At 37.5% G+C, this 22,411-nt stretch carries 24 protein-coding genes; 19 read left to right on the top strand and 5 right to left on the bottom strand.

The annotated features are described in order from the left end of the window. The first annotated feature begins 23 nt into the window (after window positions 1-23). The 3 genes from galU (at window position 24) to WKH56_RS25300 (ending at window position 3,212) form a co-directional block, all read left to right on the top strand. Window positions 24-908 carry a UTP--glucose-1-phosphate uridylyltransferase GalU gene (gene galU, locus WKH56_RS25310; protein ID WP_028412001.1) on the top strand — a complete coding sequence of 295 codons (885 nt, stop codon included), beginning with the start codon at window positions 24-26 and terminating at the stop codon, window positions 906-908. A gap of 246 nt (window positions 909-1,154) precedes the next feature. Further along, entirely contained in the window at window positions 1,155-2,438 is a 1,284-nt protein-coding gene (locus WKH56_RS25305) for a nucleotide sugar dehydrogenase (RefSeq protein ID WP_028412002.1), read from the top strand. A 66-nt stretch (window positions 2,439-2,504) separates the two neighbouring features. Then, window positions 2,505-3,212, top strand: a complete 708-nt coding sequence (locus tag WKH56_RS25300; protein ID WP_310884133.1) for a WecB/TagA/CpsF family glycosyltransferase — start codon at window positions 2,505-2,507, stop codon at window positions 3,210-3,212. A 36-nt stretch (window positions 3,213-3,248) separates the two neighbouring features. Here WKH56_RS25300 and WKH56_RS25295 read toward each other — a convergent pair whose 3' ends face one another. Further along, complete coding sequence (locus WKH56_RS25295) at window positions 3,249-4,778, bottom strand: flotillin family protein (RefSeq protein ID WP_028412004.1); 1,530 nt, start codon at window positions 4,776-4,778, stop codon at window positions 3,249-3,251. Window positions 4,779-4,798: 20 nt separating this feature from the next. After that, on the bottom strand, window positions 4,799-5,332 hold the full coding sequence (locus tag WKH56_RS25290; RefSeq protein WP_013059777.1) for an NfeD family membrane protein: 534 nt from the start codon (window positions 5,330-5,332) through the stop codon (window positions 4,799-4,801). A gap of 630 nt (window positions 5,333-5,962) precedes the next feature. On the opposite strand from WKH56_RS25290, the gene WKH56_RS25285 reads away from it, so the two are divergent. Continuing rightward, the gene (locus WKH56_RS25285; protein WP_013059776.1) at window positions 5,963-7,015 is read left to right on the top strand and encodes a glycosyltransferase family 4 protein; all 1,053 of its coding nucleotides are present in this window, start codon (window positions 5,963-5,965) and stop codon (window positions 7,013-7,015) included. Between the two features lie 38 nt (window positions 7,016-7,053). Here WKH56_RS25285 and WKH56_RS25280 read toward each other — a convergent pair whose 3' ends face one another. Both WKH56_RS25280 and WKH56_RS25275 read right to left on the bottom strand, forming a co-directional pair. Beyond that, window positions 7,054-8,052 (bottom strand): LCP family protein, encoded by a 999-nt coding sequence (locus WKH56_RS25280; protein ID WP_048021740.1) that lies wholly within the window; start codon window positions 8,050-8,052, stop codon window positions 7,054-7,056. 195 nt (window positions 8,053-8,247) lie between these two features. Further along, a complete protein-coding gene (locus WKH56_RS25275) occupies window positions 8,248-8,883 on the bottom strand; it encodes a YigZ family protein (protein WP_275210639.1) in 636 nt (211 codons plus the stop codon). Window positions 8,884-9,321: 438 nt separating this feature from the next. Between WKH56_RS25275 and WKH56_RS25270 the strand changes: the two genes are divergently transcribed. The 15 genes from WKH56_RS25270 to cudC all read left to right on the top strand — a co-directional run bounded on the left by WKH56_RS25270 (window position 9,322) and on the right by cudC (window position 21,166). After that, a complete protein-coding gene (locus WKH56_RS25270) occupies window positions 9,322-10,470 on the top strand; it encodes a sensor histidine kinase (protein WP_013059773.1) in 1,149 nt (382 codons plus the stop codon). 77 nt (window positions 10,471-10,547) lie between these two features. Continuing rightward, window positions 10,548-11,231: a response regulator gene (locus tag WKH56_RS25265; protein ID WP_013059772.1), complete on the top strand. Its 684-nt coding sequence runs from the start codon at window positions 10,548-10,550 to the stop codon at window positions 11,229-11,231. Window positions 11,232-11,609: 378 nt separating this feature from the next. Next, the gene (gene fliS / locus WKH56_RS25260) at window positions 11,610-12,041 is read left to right on the top strand and encodes a flagellar export chaperone FliS (RefSeq protein ID WP_080968679.1); all 432 of its coding nucleotides are present in this window, start codon (window positions 11,610-11,612) and stop codon (window positions 12,039-12,041) included. 120 nt (window positions 12,042-12,161) lie between these two features. Continuing rightward, window positions 12,162-12,599 (top strand): YaaR family protein, encoded by a 438-nt coding sequence (locus WKH56_RS25255; RefSeq protein WP_033580405.1) that lies wholly within the window; start codon window positions 12,162-12,164, stop codon window positions 12,597-12,599. Between the two features lie 106 nt (window positions 12,600-12,705). Then, window positions 12,706-13,551 carry a DegV family protein gene (locus tag WKH56_RS25250; RefSeq protein WP_048021751.1) on the top strand — a complete coding sequence of 282 codons (846 nt, stop codon included), beginning with the start codon at window positions 12,706-12,708 and terminating at the stop codon, window positions 13,549-13,551. 79 nt (window positions 13,552-13,630) lie between these two features. After that, window positions 13,631-15,139: an ATP-dependent helicase ComFA gene (locus WKH56_RS25245; RefSeq protein WP_099000239.1), complete on the top strand. Its 1,509-nt coding sequence runs from the start codon at window positions 13,631-13,633 to the stop codon at window positions 15,137-15,139. Beyond that, a complete protein-coding gene (locus WKH56_RS25240; protein ID WP_275210640.1) occupies window positions 15,136-15,828 on the top strand; it encodes a ComF family protein in 693 nt (230 codons plus the stop codon). Before WKH56_RS25245 ends, WKH56_RS25240 begins: the two co-directional genes overlap by 4 nt. Window positions 15,829-15,889: 61 nt before the next feature. Next, window positions 15,890-16,303 carry a TIGR03826 family flagellar region protein gene (locus tag WKH56_RS25235; protein WP_028412012.1) on the top strand — a complete coding sequence of 138 codons (414 nt, stop codon included), beginning with the start codon at window positions 15,890-15,892 and terminating at the stop codon, window positions 16,301-16,303. Window positions 16,304-16,462: 159 nt separating this feature from the next. Beyond that, window positions 16,463-16,717, top strand: coding sequence for a flagellar biosynthesis anti-sigma factor FlgM (gene flgM, locus WKH56_RS25230; RefSeq protein ID WP_014457790.1), 255 nt, complete (start codon window positions 16,463-16,465; stop codon window positions 16,715-16,717). Window positions 16,718-16,738: 21 nt separating this feature from the next. Beyond that, a complete protein-coding gene (locus WKH56_RS25225) occupies window positions 16,739-17,200 on the top strand; it encodes a flagellar protein FlgN (RefSeq protein WP_223546706.1) in 462 nt (153 codons plus the stop codon). An 18-nt stretch (window positions 17,201-17,218) separates the two neighbouring features. Continuing rightward, a complete protein-coding gene (flgK, locus tag WKH56_RS25220) occupies window positions 17,219-18,742 on the top strand; it encodes a flagellar hook-associated protein FlgK (RefSeq protein ID WP_028412014.1) in 1,524 nt (507 codons plus the stop codon). 2 nt (window positions 18,743-18,744) lie between these two features. After that, on the top strand, window positions 18,745-19,626 hold the full coding sequence (gene flgL / locus WKH56_RS25215; RefSeq protein ID WP_028412015.1) for a flagellar hook-associated protein FlgL: 882 nt from the start codon (window positions 18,745-18,747) through the stop codon (window positions 19,624-19,626). A gap of 81 nt (window positions 19,627-19,707) precedes the next feature. Then, complete coding sequence (fliW, locus tag WKH56_RS25210; protein ID WP_045293745.1) at window positions 19,708-20,130, top strand: flagellar assembly protein FliW; 423 nt, start codon at window positions 19,708-19,710, stop codon at window positions 20,128-20,130. Between the two features lie 24 nt (window positions 20,131-20,154). Then, window positions 20,155-20,385 carry a carbon storage regulator CsrA gene (gene csrA, locus WKH56_RS25205; protein ID WP_029714345.1) on the top strand — a complete coding sequence of 77 codons (231 nt, stop codon included), beginning with the start codon at window positions 20,155-20,157 and terminating at the stop codon, window positions 20,383-20,385. Between the two features lie 226 nt (window positions 20,386-20,611). Then, window positions 20,612-21,166, top strand: a complete 555-nt coding sequence (gene cudC / locus WKH56_RS25200; protein WP_028409671.1) for a choline uptake/conversion transcriptional regulator CudC — start codon at window positions 20,612-20,614, stop codon at window positions 21,164-21,166. A gap of 42 nt (window positions 21,167-21,208) precedes the next feature. On the opposite strand, the gene WKH56_RS25195 is transcribed toward cudC, so the two are convergent. Beyond that, window positions 21,209-22,411 carry an iron-containing alcohol dehydrogenase gene (locus tag WKH56_RS25195; RefSeq protein WP_016765895.1) on the bottom strand — a complete coding sequence of 401 codons (1,203 nt, stop codon included), beginning with the start codon at window positions 22,409-22,411 and terminating at the stop codon, window positions 21,209-21,211.

Genomic DNA, 22,411 nt, shown 5'->3' with positions numbered 1-22,411 from the left:
GACATTGACAGGAGGAAAAGTAAGTGAAAATTCGTAAAGCTATTATTCCAGCAGCTGGATTAGGGACACGCTTTTTGCCGGCTACAAAAGCACAGCCTAAAGAAATGCTGCCAATTGTAGATAAACCAACGATTCAATACATTGTGGAAGAAGCAGTAGCATCAGGTATTGAAGATATTTTAATTGTAAGCGGTCGCGGAAAACGAGCAATCGAGGATCATTTTGATAAATCATATGAGCTAGAAGAAACATTAGCGGCAAAGGAAAAGTGGGACATGCTTGAAGAAGTGCAGGGGATTTCGAATTTGGCTAATGTTCACTACATTCGTCAAAAGGAACCTAAAGGATTAGGTCATGCCATTCACTGTGCAAGAAGTTTTATCGGAGATGAACCGTTTGCTGTTATGCTAGGGGATGATGTAGTTCAATCAGAAACACCTTGTTTGAAACAGTTAATGGACGTATACGAAAAATATGAATGCGCTGTAGTTGGTGTACAGGAGGTGCCTAGGAAAGAAACCTCAAAGTACGGAATTGTAGGTCCTAAAGGAGAGCCTCTTGAAAAAGGATTATTAGACGTAGAAACGCTTGTTGAAAAACCGAATCCAGAAGATGCCCCTTCAGGCTATGCAATTATGGGGCGCTATATTTTAACACCGGAAATTTTTGATATCTTAAGCAGAGAAGAGATTGGTGCAGGAGGAGAAATTCAATTAACAGATGCTATTTTACGTCTGAATGAATTTCAACGTGTTCTTGCTTATTATTTCGAAGGAAAACGTTATGATGTTGGAGATAAATTTGGATTCATTAAAGCAACAATTGATTTAGCCTTACAAAGAGAACCGCTGCGAGAAGAGTTAGTGAGCTATTTTAGAGAAATTGTCGAAAAAGAAGGGCATATGTAAAAATAGATTTACTAGGAGAACTATTGGGAATCATGGAGATTTTCAATAGTTCTTTTGGGTTAGAGCCCGTTGTACAAAAGATGGTTATATCGTTTATTGATGAATTCTCATAAAATGTTACATAATAATAAGTAAAAGAAATTATTTCATGTTTTTATATAAATGCTATCATGAAATGACATTTTTCGATATAATATCAGATAGGTTTTATTTATTAAGCATGTCATATAAAGGAGATTTTCTGCAATGACAAAGAAATTGTGTGTAGTTGGTTTAGGATATATAGGTTTACCGACAGCTGTTATGTTTGCCAATCACGGCTTATATGTACATGGTGTTGACGTAAATGAAAAAGCAGTAGAATTAATTAAAAATAAGCAACTTCATATAGAAGAAAATGGCTTACAAGAACGTTTAGAATCAGCAGTTGACAACGGCCACTTTACGGTAGGCACAACAGCTGAAGAGGCGGATATTTTTATTATTGCTGTACCATCACCAATTAATGAAGATAAAACGGCAAACTTGAACTATGTTCGAGAAGCGACAAAATCAATTGTTCCTTACGTTCGTAAAGGAAATTTAGTTATTTTAGAATCCACAGTTCCTCCGCGTACAGTAGAAGACGTTATGCTACCTGTGCTAAAAGAAACTGGTTTAGAATTAGGCAGTGAGTTATTTGTTTCTCACTCACCTGAACGTGTTATTCCAGGAAAAGTATTTGAGGAACTAGTAAATAATGACCGTATTGTCGGTGGTATTAACGAAGAGTCCAGTCGCTTGACTGTTGAGCTTTATAAAACATTTGTAAAAGGAAATATTCACGTAACGGATGCTACAACAGCTGAAATGGTGAAAGTAATTGAAAACACATATCGTGATGTGAACATTGCCTTTGCAAATGAGCTGGCAAAAATCAGTGAAAAAATTGGTGTAAATGCGTGGGAAGCGATTAAGTTAGCGAACTATCATCCACGTGTAAACATCCATTTACCAGGTCCTGGTGTGGGCGGCCACTGTATTGCTGTTGACCCTTGGTTCTTAACGGAGCTTCAGCCAGAACTTGCGAAAATTATTTCTCTTTCTCGTCAGACAAATGATTCAATGCCTGAATATACAGCATTAAAAACGAAAAGCCTACTAGATGAGAAGGGCATTCAACATGGACGTGTAGCTGTTTTAGGTTTAGCTTTTAAAGGAAATATTGATGATATGCGTGAAAGTCCATCAACGGATGTGCTTCATCACTTAGAAAAGCTAGGTGTTGATTACACAGCATTTGATCCTCATATCAAAGAGAATAAAATCGAACGTCAGACGCAAAGTTTGGATGAAGCTGTTGCACATGCAGATGTGATTCTTATTTTAACAGATCATAATGAGTTCAAAGAGCTTCTTCCATCAGCTGTTGAAAATCATATGCGTACAAAGATTATTTTTGATACGAAAAACTGCATTCAGCGTGATCAATGGAAAGCAGCAGGCTTTGACGTAGTGTTACTTGGTGACTCAAAAGTTTCTACTTTATAAAAAGACGGGCTGAACAGCCTGTCTTTCGTTTGTAAAAAACTAAAAAATCAACATACGGGTGATTTAATGAAGGAAAACATCTTAGGAATAGACGTTTGTAGCGACACGTACGATGAGCTAGCGGCAAAGTTACTTCAGGATATAGATAAAGGCCGAAAATCATTTATTGTAGCAATCAATCCTGAAAAAATTATGAAAGCACAAGAAGATCAGGAACTAAAGTCACTGTTAAATCAAGCGACTTATCAAATTCCAGATGGAATCGGTGTGATTTTAGCTTCAAAGCTCAAAAAGGGACGTATTCGTGAGCGTGTAACGGGTATTGATATGATGCTGAAGCTGTGCAAAGAAGCAACTAATAACGGTAAAAGAATTTTTTTATACGGAGCCAAGCCTGGCATTTCAGATGAAGCCAAAGCTAAATTGGAAGAGATGTTTCCAGGGATTTCAATTGTTGGAACATTAAATGGCTATGAAAAAAATGAAGAAGTCATTGAACGTACGATTAATGATTCAGGAGCAGAAATTGTGTTTGTCGCTTTAGGCAGTCCAGCGCAAGAAAATTGGATTATTGGTCATAAAGAAAAACTCAATCCTTCTGTTTATCAAGGCGTAGGCGGCTCGTTTGATGTTATTTCAGGACGATTGAACCGGGCACCGGCTGTTTTTCAAAAATTTGGTTTAGAGTGGCTTTATCGACTATTAAAAGAACCATGGAGATGGAAGCGTCAGTTAGAATTGCCTAGGTTTCTTCTTCGAGTGTTAAGAGGTTAAAAAAGCATGCGGATGATATCCGCATGCTTTTTATTTTTAGATATCTTCTTTTTTGTTTTGTTGCTTGATTTCATCCGTTAGTTCGTGCAAGCTCTGGCGCACATTTCCTTTTCCAGAAAAGTTCTCAATCAATTCCTTTACATCTATACCTGAGGATGCTTTCAGCGATTCTTGAAGAGAAGACATTAAGTTTGTTGCATAACCAGTCACTTTATTAGCTCCGCTGTTTTCACCGTTGCTTCCTGTATCCACAACCGTAATTTTATCGATATTTGCTAAAGGACTTGCAACTTGTTTTGCATATTCAGGAAGCATTTTGATAATCATATCTAAAATAGCCGCTTGACCAAACTGCTCGAATGCTTCCGCAACTTTTTGTTTAGCCTCTGCTTCTGCTAAACCTTTTAAGCGGATAATCTCAGCTTCAGATTCACCTTGGGCACGCTGAGCGTCAGCTTTTGCTAAACCATCAATTCGAACGCGTTCAGCTTCAGCTTTAGCCATTGCTTCAATTCGATATTTGTTGGCGTCAGCTTCCGCAAGCTGTTTTGCTTTTTCAGCTTCTGCGGATTGCTCAACAGAGTAACGATCTGCATCTGCTTTCTTTTTTACTTCAGAATCGTATTGACGCTCACGACGAAGAATTTCTTTTTCTTCTAATTCAATTTGTTTCTGACGTTCAATAATGCGGATTTGCATTTCTTGTTCTGTTACATCTTGTTTCGCGCGAGCTGTTTCTAGATCATACGCTTGGTCAGCACGAGCTTTGGCAATATCTTGTTCGCGACGATATTCAGCGGTTTTTAATTGATTCATTTTTTCAGCTTCCGCGATTTCTGTATTTCGCTCAAGCTCCGCTTTTTGGGCATCTTTATGAGCCTCGGCACGCTTGATTCTTGTTTCTTTTTCAGCTTCCGCTGTTGCAATGTCAGCATCTCGCTTAACTTGAGCAATACGAGGCTTCCCTAGCGATTCTAGATAGCCGTTCTTATCCCGAACGTCTTTAATTGTAAACGATACAATAATTAATCCCATTTTAGCTAGATCTTGTGAAGCTACGCGCTGTACTTCTTGAGAGAATTTTTCACGGTTTTTATAAATTTCTTCGACCGTCATAGAACCAAGAATCGAACGAAGGTGACCTTCTAAGACTTCTCTAGCTTCGGTTTCACGATCTTCTTTTGCTTTGCCCAAAAACTGCTCAGCGGCCGTTGCGATTTCTGAAATAGAACCTCCAATTTTGATGATTGATACCCCATCAGCCATAACTGGAACACCTTGTTCTGTATATACTTCAGGTGTAGATACTTCCAGTTTGCTTGACAACAAGCTCAGAGGCTCAGCCTGCTGAAAAACTGGCAGCACAAACGTACCGCCGCCGCGAACAATTTTAATGCGGTTTCCGGATTCATCGACGTGCACGTTTTTATTTCCGAGATAGCTCCCTGTTACAATTAACGCTTCATCTGGACCTGCTGTACGGTATTTTGTAATAAATACGGCAATCAGCGCAATTAATAAAAAAACAACAATTCCAACGACAACTAATATAGGTGTTGAAAACATAAAACTCCCCCTAATACTATTTATAATGAGTGATTGGTCATAACTTCTTCGTAAATCACAACGAGTGCGTTGCCCCTTTGTATATCTACCACAAGCACTTTGCTGCCTAAAGGTATAGCAGTGTTTTTAAAGCTGGCAGCGGGTTTGGAGATCGTGCCGCTAACCCCTTCGATAAATACTTCTCCATAACCATCTGCAGGAACAGAAGTAATAATGGTACCAAGTCTTCCTTTTAACGAATCTTCAGTAAAAGCAAGAGACTCTTCAGCCGATGATAAAGGAATCAATACGAAAACGTTGAGCAAAATAACGAGTAGAAGGGCAATAAGAGCGGAAATCGAAATAATCCAATAATTTTGCAATGACGTATAGGTGAACAAATATCCACTGGCACTAAAGAATGTTAAAAAAGAAAAAAGAAGAGTGGGGTTAAAAAAAGGTATCGCTTCAGATAATCCATCTAACAAATCGCTAAATAAAATGTATAAGAAGGTGAGACTTCCGCAGATAATTAATCCATACAAATACACTGTTTGAACAGATAGACCAAACATAGTTCATTCAACACCCCCTTTATGTAAGATGAATGATACTGTTTCTACTATGTATTACGAACCGTATCAAAAAAAGTTTCATTTTTTTTGATAAAATTCCTTTTTTTGTTTAATTTTATCTCTGTCCATTTCACTATATTTTAACTTTTAAATGATATAAGATAAGGACAACGATTCAGCGAATGTGGTTTGAAGTAGTGGACATGCATAGGTCAAAAGTTTGTTCATATAATGAGTGGGGCCATGTGAAATAAAAATAAAGGTTTAAATATGCTTAATAAAAAGGAAAAAGAGTTAAAGATGACGAATAAATTAGACGAAAAGGGGGGAGTTCGCTTATATTTTAATAAAATATAGTAAAGAAAATTTTCTACATAAAATAACCACATAAGAATAAAGTAAATCAGCTGTTTATACACCAAAAAATACAGTTCTTTTCTATTAATAGTTTGTAAATGTGCTAATTTTTGAGAATAAATTTCTATTTAAGTAGTAGAATCATTGTGATATAATCCATTTTGGGAATAAGTAAGTAATTATTGTTATACGCAATTTGAAATACTATCCAATTATATAAAGTTGGATACATTTTTTATGGTTTTGGTTAACATAAACCTGAGGAGGGTCTCCATGCTATATTTGACCTTGTTTATTTGTTTTATTACATCTATTCTGATCACTCCGCTGGTTAAGAAGCTGGCGTTTAAAATAGGTGCAACGGATAAACCAAATCAACGAAAAGTTCATCAAAAAATTATGCCTCGCCTTGGAGGTTTGGCGATATTTTTTAGTTTTCTTATTGGATACCTCGTTTTACAGCCTGACAGTAAATATGCGCTGCCGATTTTAATCGGAAGCATCATTATCATCATTACCGGTGTCTTAGATGATATGATTGAGCTATCCGCTAAAATCAAATTAGGCGGTCAGCTAGTAGCGACATTAATTGTTGTTGTATACGGTGGAGTCCAAATTGACTTCATTAACTTGCCGTTTGGCGGAAAATTAGAATTCGGAATGTTAAGTATTCCAATTACGGTATTATGGATTGTAGGAATTACCAATGCTATTAATTTAATTGATGGATTGGATGGATTAGCTGCCGGCGTTTCCTCTATTGTATTGATTACCATCTCTGGTATGGCTATTATGATGGGTAATGTGTTTGTGACAAGCATGGGTTTCATCGTATTGGGAAGTACGCTTGGATTTTTGTTTTACAACTTTCACCCCGCTAAGATTTTCATGGGCGATACAGGAGCACTATTTTTAGGCTATATGATTTCTGTATTGTCTCTGTTAGGATTTAAAAATGTAGCGGTTATTTCCTTCATTGTTCCAGTTATTATTTTAGGGGTACCAATTTCAGATACGTTCTTTGCTATTATTCGCCGAATCGTAAAAAATCAACCGCTATCGGCTCCTGATAAATCTCATTTGCATCATTGCTTGTTGCGCTTAGGGTACAGCCATAGACAAACGGTTTTAATTATTTATGGAATGAGTGCGATATTTGGCTTAGCGGCAGTTATCTTTTCAAAGGTACAAACAATGTGGGGGTCTTTTCTTGTACTAGCTATCCTCCTTGTGGCGATTGAAATTATCGTTGAAAAAATAGGATTAGTTGATAAGACATATAGGCCAATTCTTAACATGGTTCGTGGGCTTCGTTTAAAAAATTAATTAAAAAGACCTCTTGGATATCCAAGAGGTCTTTTTAATTATTCTGTTGTATCTGAAGTTGATTCAATGCCTAAATGCTTGCGGAGCTTTTCACTTACTTTTTCCACTGAATCATTGTCTAGTTTGAAGTAGTAAACGCCGTTAATTTTTTCATCGCTACCGTCTAAGTTAATGGTTTCGATGTCTACTTTTTTTGAAGCGTAATCATAAAACGAAAGCATTTCACCGAACATTAAATTCGTTTTCATATTATCGCCAACAGCTTCGATAAGATTGCCATATTTATTAAGTGATCCAATGGAAGCAGTTTTTTTAATCATGGCTTCGATCAACTGCTGCTGTCTTTTTCCTCGCTCAATATCGTTGTCTTGTTTTCGTGTTCGAGCAACAGCTAACGCTTCTTCACCATTTAAATGTTGGTTTCCTGGTTTTAAGACAATAGCATTATGACGATCTTTTGAGTCCTTTTCACTCATCGCATAAGGTACATCAAAATCGATTCCCCCAAGTGAGTCTACAATGTCTGTGAAAGCTTTAAAATTCACTTTAACATAGTAATCAACAGGGACATTAAACAGCTGTTCTACCGTTTCTACAGTTGCTTTTGGACCTCCGTACGCATGCGCATGCGTAATTTTATCTTTTTTGTTCACTTCAGGTATATAAACCCGCGAATCTCGAGGTATGCTTACAAGCTTTACGGTTTTATTTGTTTCGTTAAAGGTCGCCAAAATCAAAGCATCTGTACGGGCTGATTTTCCGAACTTCCTGGTTTCACTGTCATCTACGCCCATAAATAAAATGGATATATCATCTTTTTTGGGATCGATTTTACGATCACGCATAGGAGAGTTATCGCGATCTCCAAGTCCTTCATAAGAATCAGAAGCTACTGTTTTAGCCTTAACAAATAAATAAGAGCCATAAGCGGTTGCAGAAAGCCCTAAAATAAGGATAGGTAACAGAAAAAATGTAAAAAGCCTTCGTTTTCTTTTCCGTTTGTTTACTCTTTTTTGAAAACGTCTATATTGAGCCATACGGTTTCTCCTTTTATTCGTATATTCGAACACTTATTGTGACACTTAGTATGTGTTATAAATTGGAATGTATGAATCAAACTCGTCAAAGCTATGCGTCTTTACGAGGTTTTTAATCATTGACAAGTAGCGCAACCATCAGAATAGTTGCGCTATTTATCAATTGTACAATGTTTTTTAATAAGAGTAAATAATTCATTCTACATCTTCTTCTAAATAAGTCGTCTCACCTGCTCGAATATCTGCTTGGCCGTTTGTTAGCTCGGTCATCCATTCAGTAAATGCTTCTGTTTGAGCTTCCTCTACAAATGTTTCAATCTCCACCATGTCTGCGTAGTGGATTTCTTTTAATAGATAAACGGAACTGCGAAGCTCATTTTCTAATTTTCCAAGCCATGTATAGTCGACGGTTGTATGCATAACCGCCATGAGAGTTCGTTTGACTGTACCTAATTCATTTAACGCTTCGGAAACGGATTTTCCATACGTGCGCACCAATCCACCTGCGCCCAATTTAATACCTCCGAAATAGCGCGTAACGACGACTACCGTATCTTTTAAGCCTCTCTTTTTAAGCACTTCTAACATTGGTACGCCTGCTGTTCCACTTGGTTCTCCATCATCGTTTGCTTTTTGAAATTGATTTCGTTCTCCAATTAGGTAAGCTGAACAGTTATGAGTAGCATTCCAGTGCTGTTTTTTAATGTCTTGAATAAATTGCTGAGCTTCTTCCTCAGTTGTTACACGTTTCATATGACAAATGAATCTAGATTTTTGAATAGTGATTTCATGTGAACCTTCTTGTTTTACGGTATAATATTGTGATAACAATCAAAAAATCCTCCTTAGCGTTATAAATAGAAGAAAAACGGGTATTTACGTACTGTTTACTTGCTATTAGTATAAAATGTTTATGAAAAGACATCAATTAATCAAATTCAACATCACTTAAACAAGCCATACAGAATATACGTTATAATAAAATAGTGTGCAGGCTTGTATAGCTAAATAATGAAATGATTTAAACAGGCAGTTAGTCACTGTTGAAGAGTGAGCGTAAATGGTAATCTATTCAAATAACGCGAGTCAAGCGTCGATTGATGTCGAGTTTGAGGGTACTAAAACAACCGTTACTTTTTGGATATAAAAAGTCAGATAGGGAGAAAATATGGATCTTATCCTCACAATTCAGATAGGTCATACGAATACTATATATAGCATGAACGTATAGACATTTCTCCGAATGTGAGTATAGTTTGGGGTGAGTAAATGTCGAAACATAAATTAACAAGCAAGGCACTTGATGAAATTTTTGAGAAGATTATTGGCACAGTGGGAGATAGTAAAAATGAAGTCTATCGCCTTTCTGAAGATGCCAGACAAGAATATCAGCAAATTAAAGAAGAGTTAGAAGTGTTAAAAGGAAAAGTTCTTGAGACGATAGAGCAAGGTGATAAATTGGAAACTCAGGCAAGGTTGGCTCGAAAGCGTTTGTCTGATGTGAGCCGACATTTTCAAATTTATTCAGAGCCTGAAGTAAAAGACGCTTATGAAAAAGCACACGAATTACAAACCAAGCTGCTGATGAATCAGCAAAGCGAATATCAGCTGCGTAATCGTCGAGATGAACTAGAAAGACGCTTGCTTACATTGGAAGAAACGATTAAACGTGCAGATCACTTAGTAGGTCAAATTTCCGTTGTGTTAAATTATTTAACAAGTGACTTAAAACAAGTAGGGGAAATAGTAGAAGATGCTATTCAAAAAGAGTATTTTGGCTTTCGGATTATTGAAGCTCAGGAAGAGGAACGGAAACGTTTGTCAAGAGAGATTCATGACGGCCCAGCTCAAATGCTTGCAAATGTTATGATGAGATCAGAATTAATTGACCGAATTTACCGGGAACGTAGTGCAAAAGAAGCAATGGAGGAAATTCGAGATTTACGAAAAATGGTTCGTTCTGCCCTATACGAAGTACGTCGAATTATATATGATTTAAGACCGATGGCACTTGACGACTTAGGTCTAATTCCGACGCTGCGTAAATATCTTGATACAATCGAAGATTATAACGAAGGCAAGCCTCGGATTACGTTTATTTCCATTGGACAAGAGAAGCGAACTGCTTCAAAATTAGAAGTAGCACTGTTTCGTCTAGTGCAAGAAGCTGTAACGAACGCATTAAAACACGCAGACGCGACGGAAATCCAGGTGAAGATAGAGTTCAACAATGAGCACGCTATTTTGCTGGTCAAAGATGACGGCTGTGGTTTTAATCAAGAAGAGAAAAAAGAGAATTCGTTCGGCTTAATAGGAATGAAAGAGCGTGTTGATTTGTTAGATGGGACTATTTCTGTTCATTCGAAAATTAACCAAGGCACGCTTGTTATGATTAAAGTACCGATTATAGCCGCTTAAAAAGGCAGAGATATGTATATAAATAGGGGTCAATATAGAGTAAAACATTTGTTGTTCGATTTGGGGAGGAATCAAACATGCAGACAAGAATTATCATAATCGACGATCACCAATTATTCCGTGAAGGAGTAAAAAGAATTTTAGATTTCGAAAAAGATTTTGAAGTAGTTGCAGAAGGTGACGACGGTAGCGAAGTTATTGACCTTGTAGAAGAACATCAACCTGATGTTGTAATCATGGATATTAACATGCCGGCTGTGAATGGTGTAGAAGCTACGAAAAAGCTTGTAGAAGTAAATCCGGATGCTAAAGTTATTATCTTATCTATTCATGATGATGAGACATATGTAACTCATGCCTTGCAAACAGGGGCACGAGGCTATCTGCTAAAAGAAATGGATGCGGATGCGTTAATTGAAGCGGTGAAAGTAGTTGCAGAAGGTGGTTCATATTTACACCCTAAAGTAACACATAGTTTAGTAAAAGAGTACCGTCGACTAGCAGCTCAAGGACAGTCGTCTTCTTATCCGCACGAACCAATTGAGATTCGCCGTCCACTGCATTTGTTAACACGTCGTGAGTGTGAAGTGCTACAATTGTTGGCTGATGGTAAAAGTAACCGAGGAATCGGAGAAGCATTATATATTAGTGAAAAAACCGTTAAAAACCATGTGAGTAATATTTTGCAAAAAATGAATGTAAATGATCGCACGCAAGCTGTTGTTGTGGCAATCAAAAACGGTTGGGTAGAAGTAAGATAAGTTCAAAAGTCCGATATACCACTAGGTATATCGGACTTTTTTTTTCTTTTTATAACTTTTTTTGAAATTGTGGGTAAAAAGTCATGTGTAATGAGAGAGGAAACCAACCGATAAGTTAAGGGAAGAAGATATCTTCTAGGAAGGCGAAGGGTGATACCTCTGTGCATTTACTCGTCCTTCAACTTTCGACAAAAGCATCCATACCTCAAAACAATGTCCATCCATTTGATGCAAGCTCTTGTAAAGGAAGGTCTTCAATACATTCAGATACATATGAGGTCGTAAAAGAATTTATTCAAACCTCAACTGGTATACTTTAAAAATTTAAGAGTTATAGCGCAACACATAGAAAATGGATTTAAAGAAGGCAAGAAGGTGATGAAGCTGAATTTTATAACGGAAGAATTAATCTATCATAAATCTCCTCAAGAGCTAACAGCTATGATGTATGAAAAATTTATTCAAAATATTGATGAAGCTGTTAGAGCAATTCAACACAGCGATTATTTTACAGCGAATGAAAAAATTAAACAGTGCAACGATATTTTATATCGTCTAGGAATTGGCTTAACATATCAAGCAGGTATTATTGCAGAGCAGTTAGATACCCTTTACAACTATATGTCTGAGAGATTAATTATGGCTAATTTAAAAAAAGATACGTTTATTTTATGTGAAGTTCAACAAATGATGAAGATGCTTTCTAACGCTTGGAATGAAGTGTTAAAAGAGACGCCTAAAGTTACCTCTTCGCCCCGCAAAAACAAGCTGTCTTCTTATGAACAGCACATACGTATTACTCTTAGCTAAAGGATAATCATCATATCCACGCATCAGATGCCTCTCGAAACTTTTCAGCTAATCAAGCAAGCACATCTAAAAGTCTAAACTGAATGAAGTGTATACTAACAGAGAAAGGAGAGATACATAGTGGAGTTACAGCGAATTAACGGTCTTTCTTCTTCCGTGAATCTCATTAGAGAAAAAGAAGTAAGTAGTTCGGCTTCATTTACAGGAGTAATGGTAAAGAAACAAAAAGAACTGACCTATGAACATTTAACTCAAGTGATAAATAAAATTGAAGAACAGGGAAAGCAGTTAGTAAAAAGTCAAACTATTGATTCTTTGCGGAAATACAAGACGCTTGTGAAGCAGTTTATGAACGAAGTCGTTAAAAATGGTTTTGAACTGCATGAAGAAAGAGGATTTAACCACAGAGGAACGACTAAAGTATATAAGCTAGTGAAAGAAGTGGATACGAAACTAGTTGACTTGACAAATGATATCCTTCAAAAAGAAAAAGACAGTTTAAATTTACTCAAGCAGGTAGGGGAAATTCAAGGTTTGTTAATTAATATGTATACGTGAAGGAGCTTTTACTAATAGGTAAACCTCTCGTTACATGCATTTTAATCCTAAATGTTGTAGAATAGAGTGAAATTATTTTATATAACAAAGGATGGATCCCTATCTTATGAAAACAGCAATTATTACAGATAGTACCGCCTATATATCAGAGGAAATTCGATCAAACTATCATATACATATGGTACCGCTAAGCGTTATTTTTGGTGAAGAAACATATCGTGAAGAAGTAGATATGACTGCAAATCAATATTTTGAAAAAATTAAAGAAGCAAAAAATCTTCCAACCACTTCTCAGCCTGCTATTGGAGAATTTGTAGAGTTGTTTGAACAGTTAAAACGAGATCAGTTCGATGCTGCTATCGTTATTACGTTATCTAGTGGAATTAGCGGAACGTATCAGGGTGCTTTGACGGCAGGTAGCATGGTAGAAGACTTTGATGTGCACGTATTTGATTCAGAAATCAGCTGTATGGTTCAGGGCTTTTATGCGATTGAAGGAGCCGAGATGGTCCGATTAAATAAACATCCTGACGAAATCATTGCGCGTTTCGAAGAGATGAAACTATCAATGCGTGCGTATTTTATGGTAGATGATTTATCTCACTTACAGCGCGGAGGTCGCCTAAATGCTGCTCAGGCTATTATTGGCAGTCTTCTTCAAGTGAAGCCCGTGCTCCATTTTGAATCTAAAAAAATCGTTCCGTTTGAAAAAATTCGTACGCGTAAGCGAGCATTAAAACGAATTATCGAGCTTCTTGATGAAGATGCAAAAGAAAACGTACCTATGAAAGCTGTAGTTATTCATTCTAATCGTGAAAATGAAGCAAAAGAAATTCAACGAGACTTAGAACAAGAATATCCTCATATTGAATGGAGCCTTTCTTATTTTGGGGCTGTCATTGGCACGCATTTAGGTGAAGGTGCCATCGGTATAGGCTGGTATAAAAAGTAATCGAAAACCAAATCATTTGATTTGGTTTTTTTGCAGGAAAAAACACCTTTTTTTGCGTATATAGATGTGTACGATAAAAATGGAAAGGAATGAAGAGATGCTTTTTACTGTTAAACAAGAACTGCTAGATCCCGTTCAAGTGCCTAGTCCTGATGCTTTTCCTCTCTCTCAAATCGATACGTGGAGAACTCCACCTTTAAATCCTTCATACCCTTACTCTTTAGATCTTCAGCGCTCTTTAAGCGGAAAGCAGCTGCTACTCAATCAGACTCCCTATCCTTTACCCCTCATTCATGAACATTACCTAAACGGATATATTTCCTATCAAAAAGCAATAACCCAAAAAGAAAATCGATATAGATGCAACCGGTGTGGAAGTGATAGCCCTTTTTATTTCGCTTCATTTCCATGCAGTAGATGTCACCAGAACTGCTACTATTGCCGAGCATGTATTGTAATGGGCAAAGTAAGTGAATGCACACCCTTTATAAACTGGGAAGGGCCAGCAAGTAATGTCCTGCCAAAAAGCAGCGTGATGAATTGGAAAGGCACGCTGTCTAAAGCTCAAGAACGTGCTTCAAATGAACTCATTCAAGCTATAAAAAAGGATGGAGAGCTGTTAATTTGGGCTGTTTGCGGAGCAGGAAAAACGGAAATTTTATTTAAAGGTATTGAATCCGCGTTGAACAGCGGAAAGAAAGTCTGTATTGCTACTCCAAGAACAGACGTGGTTATTGAGTTAAAGCCAAGAATTCAATCGGCATTTCCGGATATATCTGTGCTGGCTATGTATGGAGGCAGCGAAGACCGTTTTCATGAATCCTCTCTTATTATTTCCACCACTCATCAACTTTTGCATTATTATCAAGCATTCGATGTGCTGATTATTGACGAAGTAGATGCATTCCCGTATTCAACAGAGCCTATGCTGCACTATGCTGTTGCAAAAGCAGCTAAACACGTTGCGTCAAAGATTTATTTAACAGCGACTCCAAGTGAATCATTAAAAAAAGACGTTGAGCAAGGAAAAAAACAAGTAGTTAAAATTCCAGCCCGCTATCACCGAATGCTTATTCCTGTTCCTCGGTTTGAATGGTGTGGCAATTGGAAGAAAAAAATAAAAACAGATACCTTGCCTGCTAATGTTGAGAAATGGGTAAAAAAAAGAATAGATGAAGGGAAACAATGCTTTGTCTTCGTCCCGCAAATTAAGTGGATTGCTCCGATCACAGACATGATTCGAAAGCTGACCGAAAAGGTAGACGGTGTCCATGCTGAAGATTCCCAGCGAAAAGAAAAAGTAATGAAATTTAGAGAAGGGCAGCTCGTTATTTTAGTAACGACAACCATATTGGAGCGAGGCGTAACGGTTCCCAACATAGATGTTGCAGTATTGGGAGCAGAAGAAACGATTTTTACTGAAAGTGCTCTTGTGCAGATTTCAGGAAGGGTGGGGAGGAGTGCTCAATTTCCAACGGGAGACGTGGTCTTTTTTCATTATGGACAATCTCTGTCTATGCGAAAAGCAAAAGGACATATTGAACATATGAATGCTCTAGCTTATAAGGAAGGGCTGATTGATCGATGACAATATGTCTGATTTGTTTTGAACCTCTTGTCTCTTCTTTCGATTGGAGGTCATTGTTAAAATCTTCTTCAACGGATAGGATTTGCACTGTTTGCTTGCAAAGATGTCCCATCATCACCAGTAGCGTTTGCAGGGGATGCGGCCGCTCTCTTGCAGACCTGGCTCCTTCTCATTATGAGCTAGACACATGTAAGGACTGTCAGAAATGGAATGATGCTTCTTTTTTTAACCGTTCTCTTTATACGTACAGTGATTTTATGCAAAGCATAATAGAGCGTTTTAAATTTCAAGGAGACTATGAAATTATCCAAGCATTCAAGGAGCAGTGGTATAAGTTCTATAAAAAAGAATGTAACCCAAAAGCTATACTAGTTCCTGTACCTTTAACGGAGGAGAGATTATACGAAAGAGGGTTTAACCAATCTTTAGCACTAGCTGAACTGATCAGTGACAACATAGAAATGCCTCTTGTTCGTTGTTCAGGAACAAAGCAATCAAAGAAAAATAGGCGAAGTCGGCTGACAGAAAGGCTGCAATTTAAAGTAGTCGACTCCTCAATGGTTACGAATCAAGAATTTCTCTTGATTGATGACATTTATACAACAGGAGCAACCGTGCGCCAAGCGGCAAAGTGTTTGCAGGAAGCTGGGGCACGTTCAGTTCGTTCGCTCACTTTAATTCGTGCATGAAGATGTATAATTTAAAACTTTGACCGATAGTAAAATAAAAAACAAATGAGGAGTTTCGAATATGGGAACGTTAGATAATTGCAGGGAATGCGGTCATTTATTTGTGAAAATTGGATCAATAAGTATATGTAAATCATGTTTTGACAAAGAAGAAGCTCTGTTTCAACGTGTTTCTTCATTCTTGAAGAAAAGAGCAAATCGTACAGCAACGACTTACGAAGTGATGAAAGAAACGGGCGTTTCAGATTTGTTAATTCATCAATTTATTCGACAAGGTCGCTTAGTGTTAGCTAACTTTCCAAATATAAGCTATCCATGCATGCAATGCAACGCTCAGATTCGGGAAGGGAAACTTTGCCATTCATGCTCTCAAGAAATTAAACATGGGTTAGAAAAGCATAATCGTGAGATGATTCGTTCAAATGAAGAGCCCACGCGTCCCACCTATCGTTCTAACGAAAGGAAAAAAGAGTAAAAGTGTGCTGAATGTTTGCAGACTCTCTATCTATAGACCTATGTTTAAGGTGGACTGTGAAAATGGTCTCAACTTCCTTGCGGATGCTAAAGGTTTAGGTGGAAATTCCGATATAATGAATAGAGATAACGGATACAAATATAAAAAGAGGTGAGAGAGATGAAGATTAACCCATCGAACTTATTTGGAATAAATCCGTACAAAAAACAATCAGAAAAAACAGAACAGGTCTCTAAAAAAAATCCACAAGATCAGATTCATATTTCATCTGAGGCGAAGAAACTTCAGGGAAATGAACCATCTCCAGAAAGACTTGAAAAATTGGAGAAGCTCAAACAGCAAATTAACAGCGGAACATACGAAATTAACGGAAAAGAAATTGCTAAAAGTATTGTAGATTTCTATAAAAAATAAAAGGACTGACATTGATTGAACGTGCAAGAAATTCAAACGATACTAGAAAAACAAGTAACGCTTCATAAAAGTTTGTATGTCATTGTTAAAGAGAAAACGAATTTTATTATTAAACAAGATGTAAAGGCATTGACGGCTTCTTTGCAAAAAGAGCAATCTCATATAGCTGCTATTTCTGCACTGGAAACAAAACGTATAGAAGCAATGGAAAAAAGCGGACATACTGCTCGCTCCATTGAAGAAATAGCAGGCTCATTCTCTGAATACTCCATCTTGATACCCTTTCAAAAACAGCTAATAGATATCATTCAAGATATAAAGTATGCAAATGACTTAAACAATCAGCTGCTCACACAGTCTTTACAGCTGATTCATACCGAACTAGACCTTCTTGTTCCATCGAAGCGAGAGGATTCGTTCAATTACACAAAAACAAATAATAGATCGTTTCAGTCCAACTCTATTTTTAATTCGAAGGCATAAAGAACGGAGGAAAGCAGAATGAGTTCAACATTTCATGGTTTGCAGGTGGCTAAACGAGGAATGGATGCCCAACAAGCGGCTCTTTACACGATTGGCCATAACGTATCTAATGCAAATACGCCGGGCTATACGCGTCAGCGAGTAAGTTTAGAAACGTTCCCAGCTTATCCGGCCCCAGGGATGAATCAGACTGGGACTGCGGGTCAAATAGGAATGGGAGTAGAAGCCAGCACGGTAGAGCGAATACGTGATACATTTTTAGATACCCAGTATCGAGATGAAACCATTAAAGTGGGGTATTGGGATGCACGCGCTGGTGCTCTTGAAAAAATGGAGGAAATTATGAATGAACCTACTGAAGATGGACTTTCAGCTGTTTTTAATCAATTCTTTGAGGCCATTCAAGATGTAGCTTCACACCCTTCAGAAGCAGGAGCCAGGTCTGTTATGATTGAACGAGCTGAAGCAGTAGGCGATACTTTCTCTTATTTATCTACTTCTTTAAAAACGATTCAAGGTGATTTACAAAACGAGCGTGACGTAGCCGTAACACAAGTAAATTCGTTGCTAGAGCAAATAAATAATGTGAACCAACAAATACAAAACGTAGAACCAAATGGCTATTTACCTAATGATTTGTATGATGAAAGAGATCGGCTGCTAGATGAGATTTCTAAATTTATGCCGGTTTCTTTAGAGTATACAAAAAGCAGCGGGAACGCTTCTGCAACGTCAGAAGGAGTGGTAACGGTTCAGCTTCAAACGTCTCAAGGACCTATTACTCTTTTAGATGGGAAAACTCATCAAATAAATGCCATCAGTTTGACAACAAATCAAGATTCCTATGTGACGGGCATTCATATAGGGGATGAGATACGGAACCCTGAGTCATTTCCTCAAGGAAAACTTAAAGGGTTAATTGAGGCTTCTGGATATATAGATAATAGTGGTAATAGAACTGGTGTTTACGCTTCAATGATTGATGATTTAGATGAAATGGCATATGAATTTGTGAACTGGTTTAATGATAAGCACGAACAAGGTGTCACGCTAGATGGTGAGAATGGTGTGTCCTTTTTTAATGAGATTTCTCAAAAAGAAGGAGCTGCAACTGGAATTGTTATTGCTGATAAAATCAAACAAAACACAAACAATATCGCTGCTGCTTCTTCGGCCTCTTCTGAAGATGATGGAACTGGCCGCAAAGGAGATGGACAAAATGCTCAGCTGTTGTCTCAATTTCGTCAAAAGGTGCTTATTAATTCCGGAAACGGAGCTGTTTCATTAGATGGATTTTATCAATCTGTCATTGGCCAAATGTCAGTAGATGCCCAACAAGCCAACCGCTTAAAAAGTAATTCAGAAACTCTCCAAGGAGCTGTGGAGCAAAGGCGCCAGTCTACCAGTGCAGTTTCATTGGATGAAGAGATGACCAATATGATTCAGTTTCAGCATGCATATAACGCTAGTGCCCGTATGGTGACTATGATTGATGAAATGCTTGATAAAATTGTAAACGGTCTTGGAACTGGAGGAAGGTAAAGATGCGTGTCACACAAGGAATGTTAGCGGCTAATTCGTTAAAACAGATTAGCAATAGCTATAATAAGCTGGAAACCCTTCAAAACCAATTATCAACGGGAAAGAAAATTACTCGTCCTTCCGATGACCCGGTAGTCGCTACGAAAGGAATGGCGTATCGGTCTAATCTTTCTGAAGTAAATCAATATAAACGTAATTTAACAGAAGCTCAGTCTTGGTTTGATAGTTCAGAATCAGGACTTGAACAAGTCAATTCCATTCTTCAGCGCACTAAAGAGCTGGTCGTGCAAGGGTTAAACGGTACGAATGAAAGTGATGACCGACAAGCGATTGCACGTGAAATTGAACAGTTAAAGCTGGATTATATGCAAGTCGGCAATACGCAGGTGGCAGGAAACTATATCTTTAACGGTGTAAATGTGGGAGCACCGCCGATTAGTGAGAATGCAAGCGGTATGATAGAATCGAATATTAATCTGGATCCTTTTTCGGTTGAGGTATCAAAAGGTATCCAGCTGAGAGTCAATATTCATCCTGAAAACATCTTTGGACAAGGTGCATTCGACTTAATGAACAATGTTCAAACAGCTTTTGAACAAAACGATGTAAACTCACTAAAAGATCTTTCTACACAGGTAGACACGCAGCTGTCTACGCTATTAGCGGAGCGATCTGAATTGGGAGCAAGGAGCAATCGGCTTGAGCTGATCGAAAACCGCCTTGATTCACAGGAAATTACGGCTACTAAGATGCTTTCAAATAATGAAGATGCAGATATTGAAAAAGTCATTACGGATTTAACCGTACAAGAAAGCGTGCATCGTGCTGCTTTGGGAGTAGGGGCTCAAATTATTCAGCCTACGCTGCTAGATTTCTTGCGTTAAAAAGCTCCTTCTAAACAGAAGGAGCTTTTTTATAATGAAAAAAGATAACAAGAAAAAATTAATTAGCAAAGGTGTGATGAGATGAAAATTTCCACAAGCTATCATGGAGATATAGAAATAGATAATCAGCAAACACTGACATTTAATCAAGGGATTCCAGGATTTTTGGAAGAAACTGAATTTGTTATTTTACCACTTCCGGAAGCCGAAGCTTTCCAAGTTCTGCAGTCTATTCAAACCAAAGAATTAGCTTTTATTATCACGGATCCATTTCAGTTTTTTTTAGATTATGATTTTCAACTAGAACCTCAGGAAATCGAAAAGCTTCAATTACAACAAGCGGAAGATGCAGCTGTTTACGTATTGCTTACGATGTCAGATTCTGTGGAAAAGATAACGGCTAATTTGCAGGCTCCTGTTATTATTAATACAAAGCAACAGCTTGCTAAGCAAGTGATTTTAATGAATACAGCTTACGAAACGAAGCACAGGTTATTTGAGTAAGAGGAATAGATAAGGAGTGAGTCCATGCTTGTTTTAACACGAAAGTTACATGAAACAATCAAAATAGGTGATGAAATTGAAGTGACCGTCCTTGCAGTTAATGGTGATCAAGTAAAGTTAGGAATTCAAGCTCCAAAGTCTGTAGATATTCATAGACAAGAGATTTATGAAGAAATACGTAACGAAAATAAAAGTGCTTCTCAAATTACATTACATGCTATTGATATGCTGAAACAATTACCGAAAAAGAAATAAAACAATCAGGTTGAAAATAATTAAAAATATACCGTATAAATAATATCTAAATCGGGAAAGATAAACATATAGTATTCCCCACTATGTCTTAAGCCTTTCTCTTTAAGAGAAGGCTTCTTTTTTATCAAAAAATTGAACTGAATTTCTGTTTTTTTCCTTTTTATCGTGTATCATTAAATTTATTAAGTATAATTCAAATAAATTTAACAAAAGAGGAGAAGAGTAAATGAGTGATGTTCAAGAGTATCATGATTTATTAAAAGAAGCCGAAGATGTGGTTGTCAGTGCTTTAGCTGATACGATGGATTTATATGGTGTTACACCTTCAGTAGGAAGGCTGTATGGCATGCTTTATTTTATGGATGAACCTGTTACATTAGATCAAATGAGTGAAGAATTGGGTATGAGTAAACCAACGATGAGTACATCTATTCGTTCACTGCAAAATATTGACATGGTCCACAAAGTGTGGAAAAAAGGTGTTCGAAAAGACTTATATGAAGCAGAAAAAGATTTTTCTAAGTCCTTTTTTTCATTTTTCTGTAAGAAGTGGCAAAGAGAAATTTCAGTTAATTTAGAGGCAATCGAAGAAGCGGAAAACAAGCTGCAGATTCTTTTAAATGATGAAGATGTACCTGAGGAGATCGCAGTAAAAGCAAAGCGTAATTTAGCGCAGATTATAGAGTCCAAACATTATTATCATTTCTTGAAAAAAGTAGTGAAAGTTTTTGACGACCGAAGAATCATCGATATTTTAAATGAAGAATTAGCGAAAGAGTAACATAAAAAAGGCTGTTGAAAAATCAACAGCCTTTTATCATTTTTATACGGTTAATGGTGTAGCTTCAAAACAGCGGTTATAAATCCATTCGTAACTTTTTACAGTTAAATCACGAGGATTCCCAACTGTTTGAGGATCATTAAATGCTTCTTGCGCTAAGCGAGAAACCGCTTCTTTTGGAACACCTTGTTCTTCTAAAGAAGGGATTTGTACATCTTTAACTAATTGATATACTTCACGAACAGCTGCTTGAGCTGCTTCTTCAAGTGTTAGTTCATGTGTATTGACCCCTAGAGCTTGAGCTATGCGCGCAAATTTCTCAGGCTCACCCATCCAGTTATACTCCATTACAGGACCTAGCATTGCTGCTACGCAAGGGCCATGGGCAATTGGATAAATGCCTCCTAATGTTTGAGCCATCGCGTGAGCTGCTCCTGCAGATTCACTTCCATATGAAAGGCCAGCAAGCATAGCTGCATGCGCCATTCCATAGCGTGCTTCGATATCCTGTCCATTTGCAACTGCACGTCGTAAGTATTTTCCAACGTACTCAATAGCCAATAAAGCAACAGAGTCTGTCATTGGTTGCGCAAAGTGGCATGTATAACACTCAATTGCATGAGCTAATGCGTCAATTCCTGTACCGGCCGTAATATGTGAAGGCATAGATACGTGCAGTTCTGGATCAATAATTGTTAAGTGAGCAGCAATTAAAGGTCCACCTGTATTAAACTTAAACTCACGAACAGGATCCGTAATGACGGCCCATTGTGTGACTTCGCTTCCTGTACCCGCAGTTGTAGGGATTGTTGTTAAAGGAGGGATACGTTTTGTTAAAGGTTTTTTTCCTTCAGCTGCTTCATAATCTAAGACGGGAGCATTATGAGCTACTTCTACACCAATAGCTTTTGCCGTATCCATTGAACTTCCGCCTCCAACAGCTACTAGTCCGTTGCATCCATTTTCCTTGTACATTTTTGTGCCGTCTGCTACTACGTGAATAGAAGGGTTGGCTTCTACTTGGTCAAATAGAATAACGTCTACGTCCGCTTCTTTTAAACTAGCGATTACGGGATCTGCTAAACCTACTTTTTTTACACCAGGATCTGTTACTAATAAAACTTTAGACACACCTAGGTTTTTTACTTCCTCTCCAGTATGTTTTACAGCACCAATTCCATGCTTTACAACCGTTGGCATCTCAAAACTTTTTAAACGTTCCATTCTTTCAAATCGCATAAACAT

The organism is Priestia sp. SB1, from assembly GCF_038898415.1.
The sequence above is the reverse complement of the archived record's forward strand: the minus strand, read 5'-3'. Positions and strand labels throughout refer to the sequence as shown.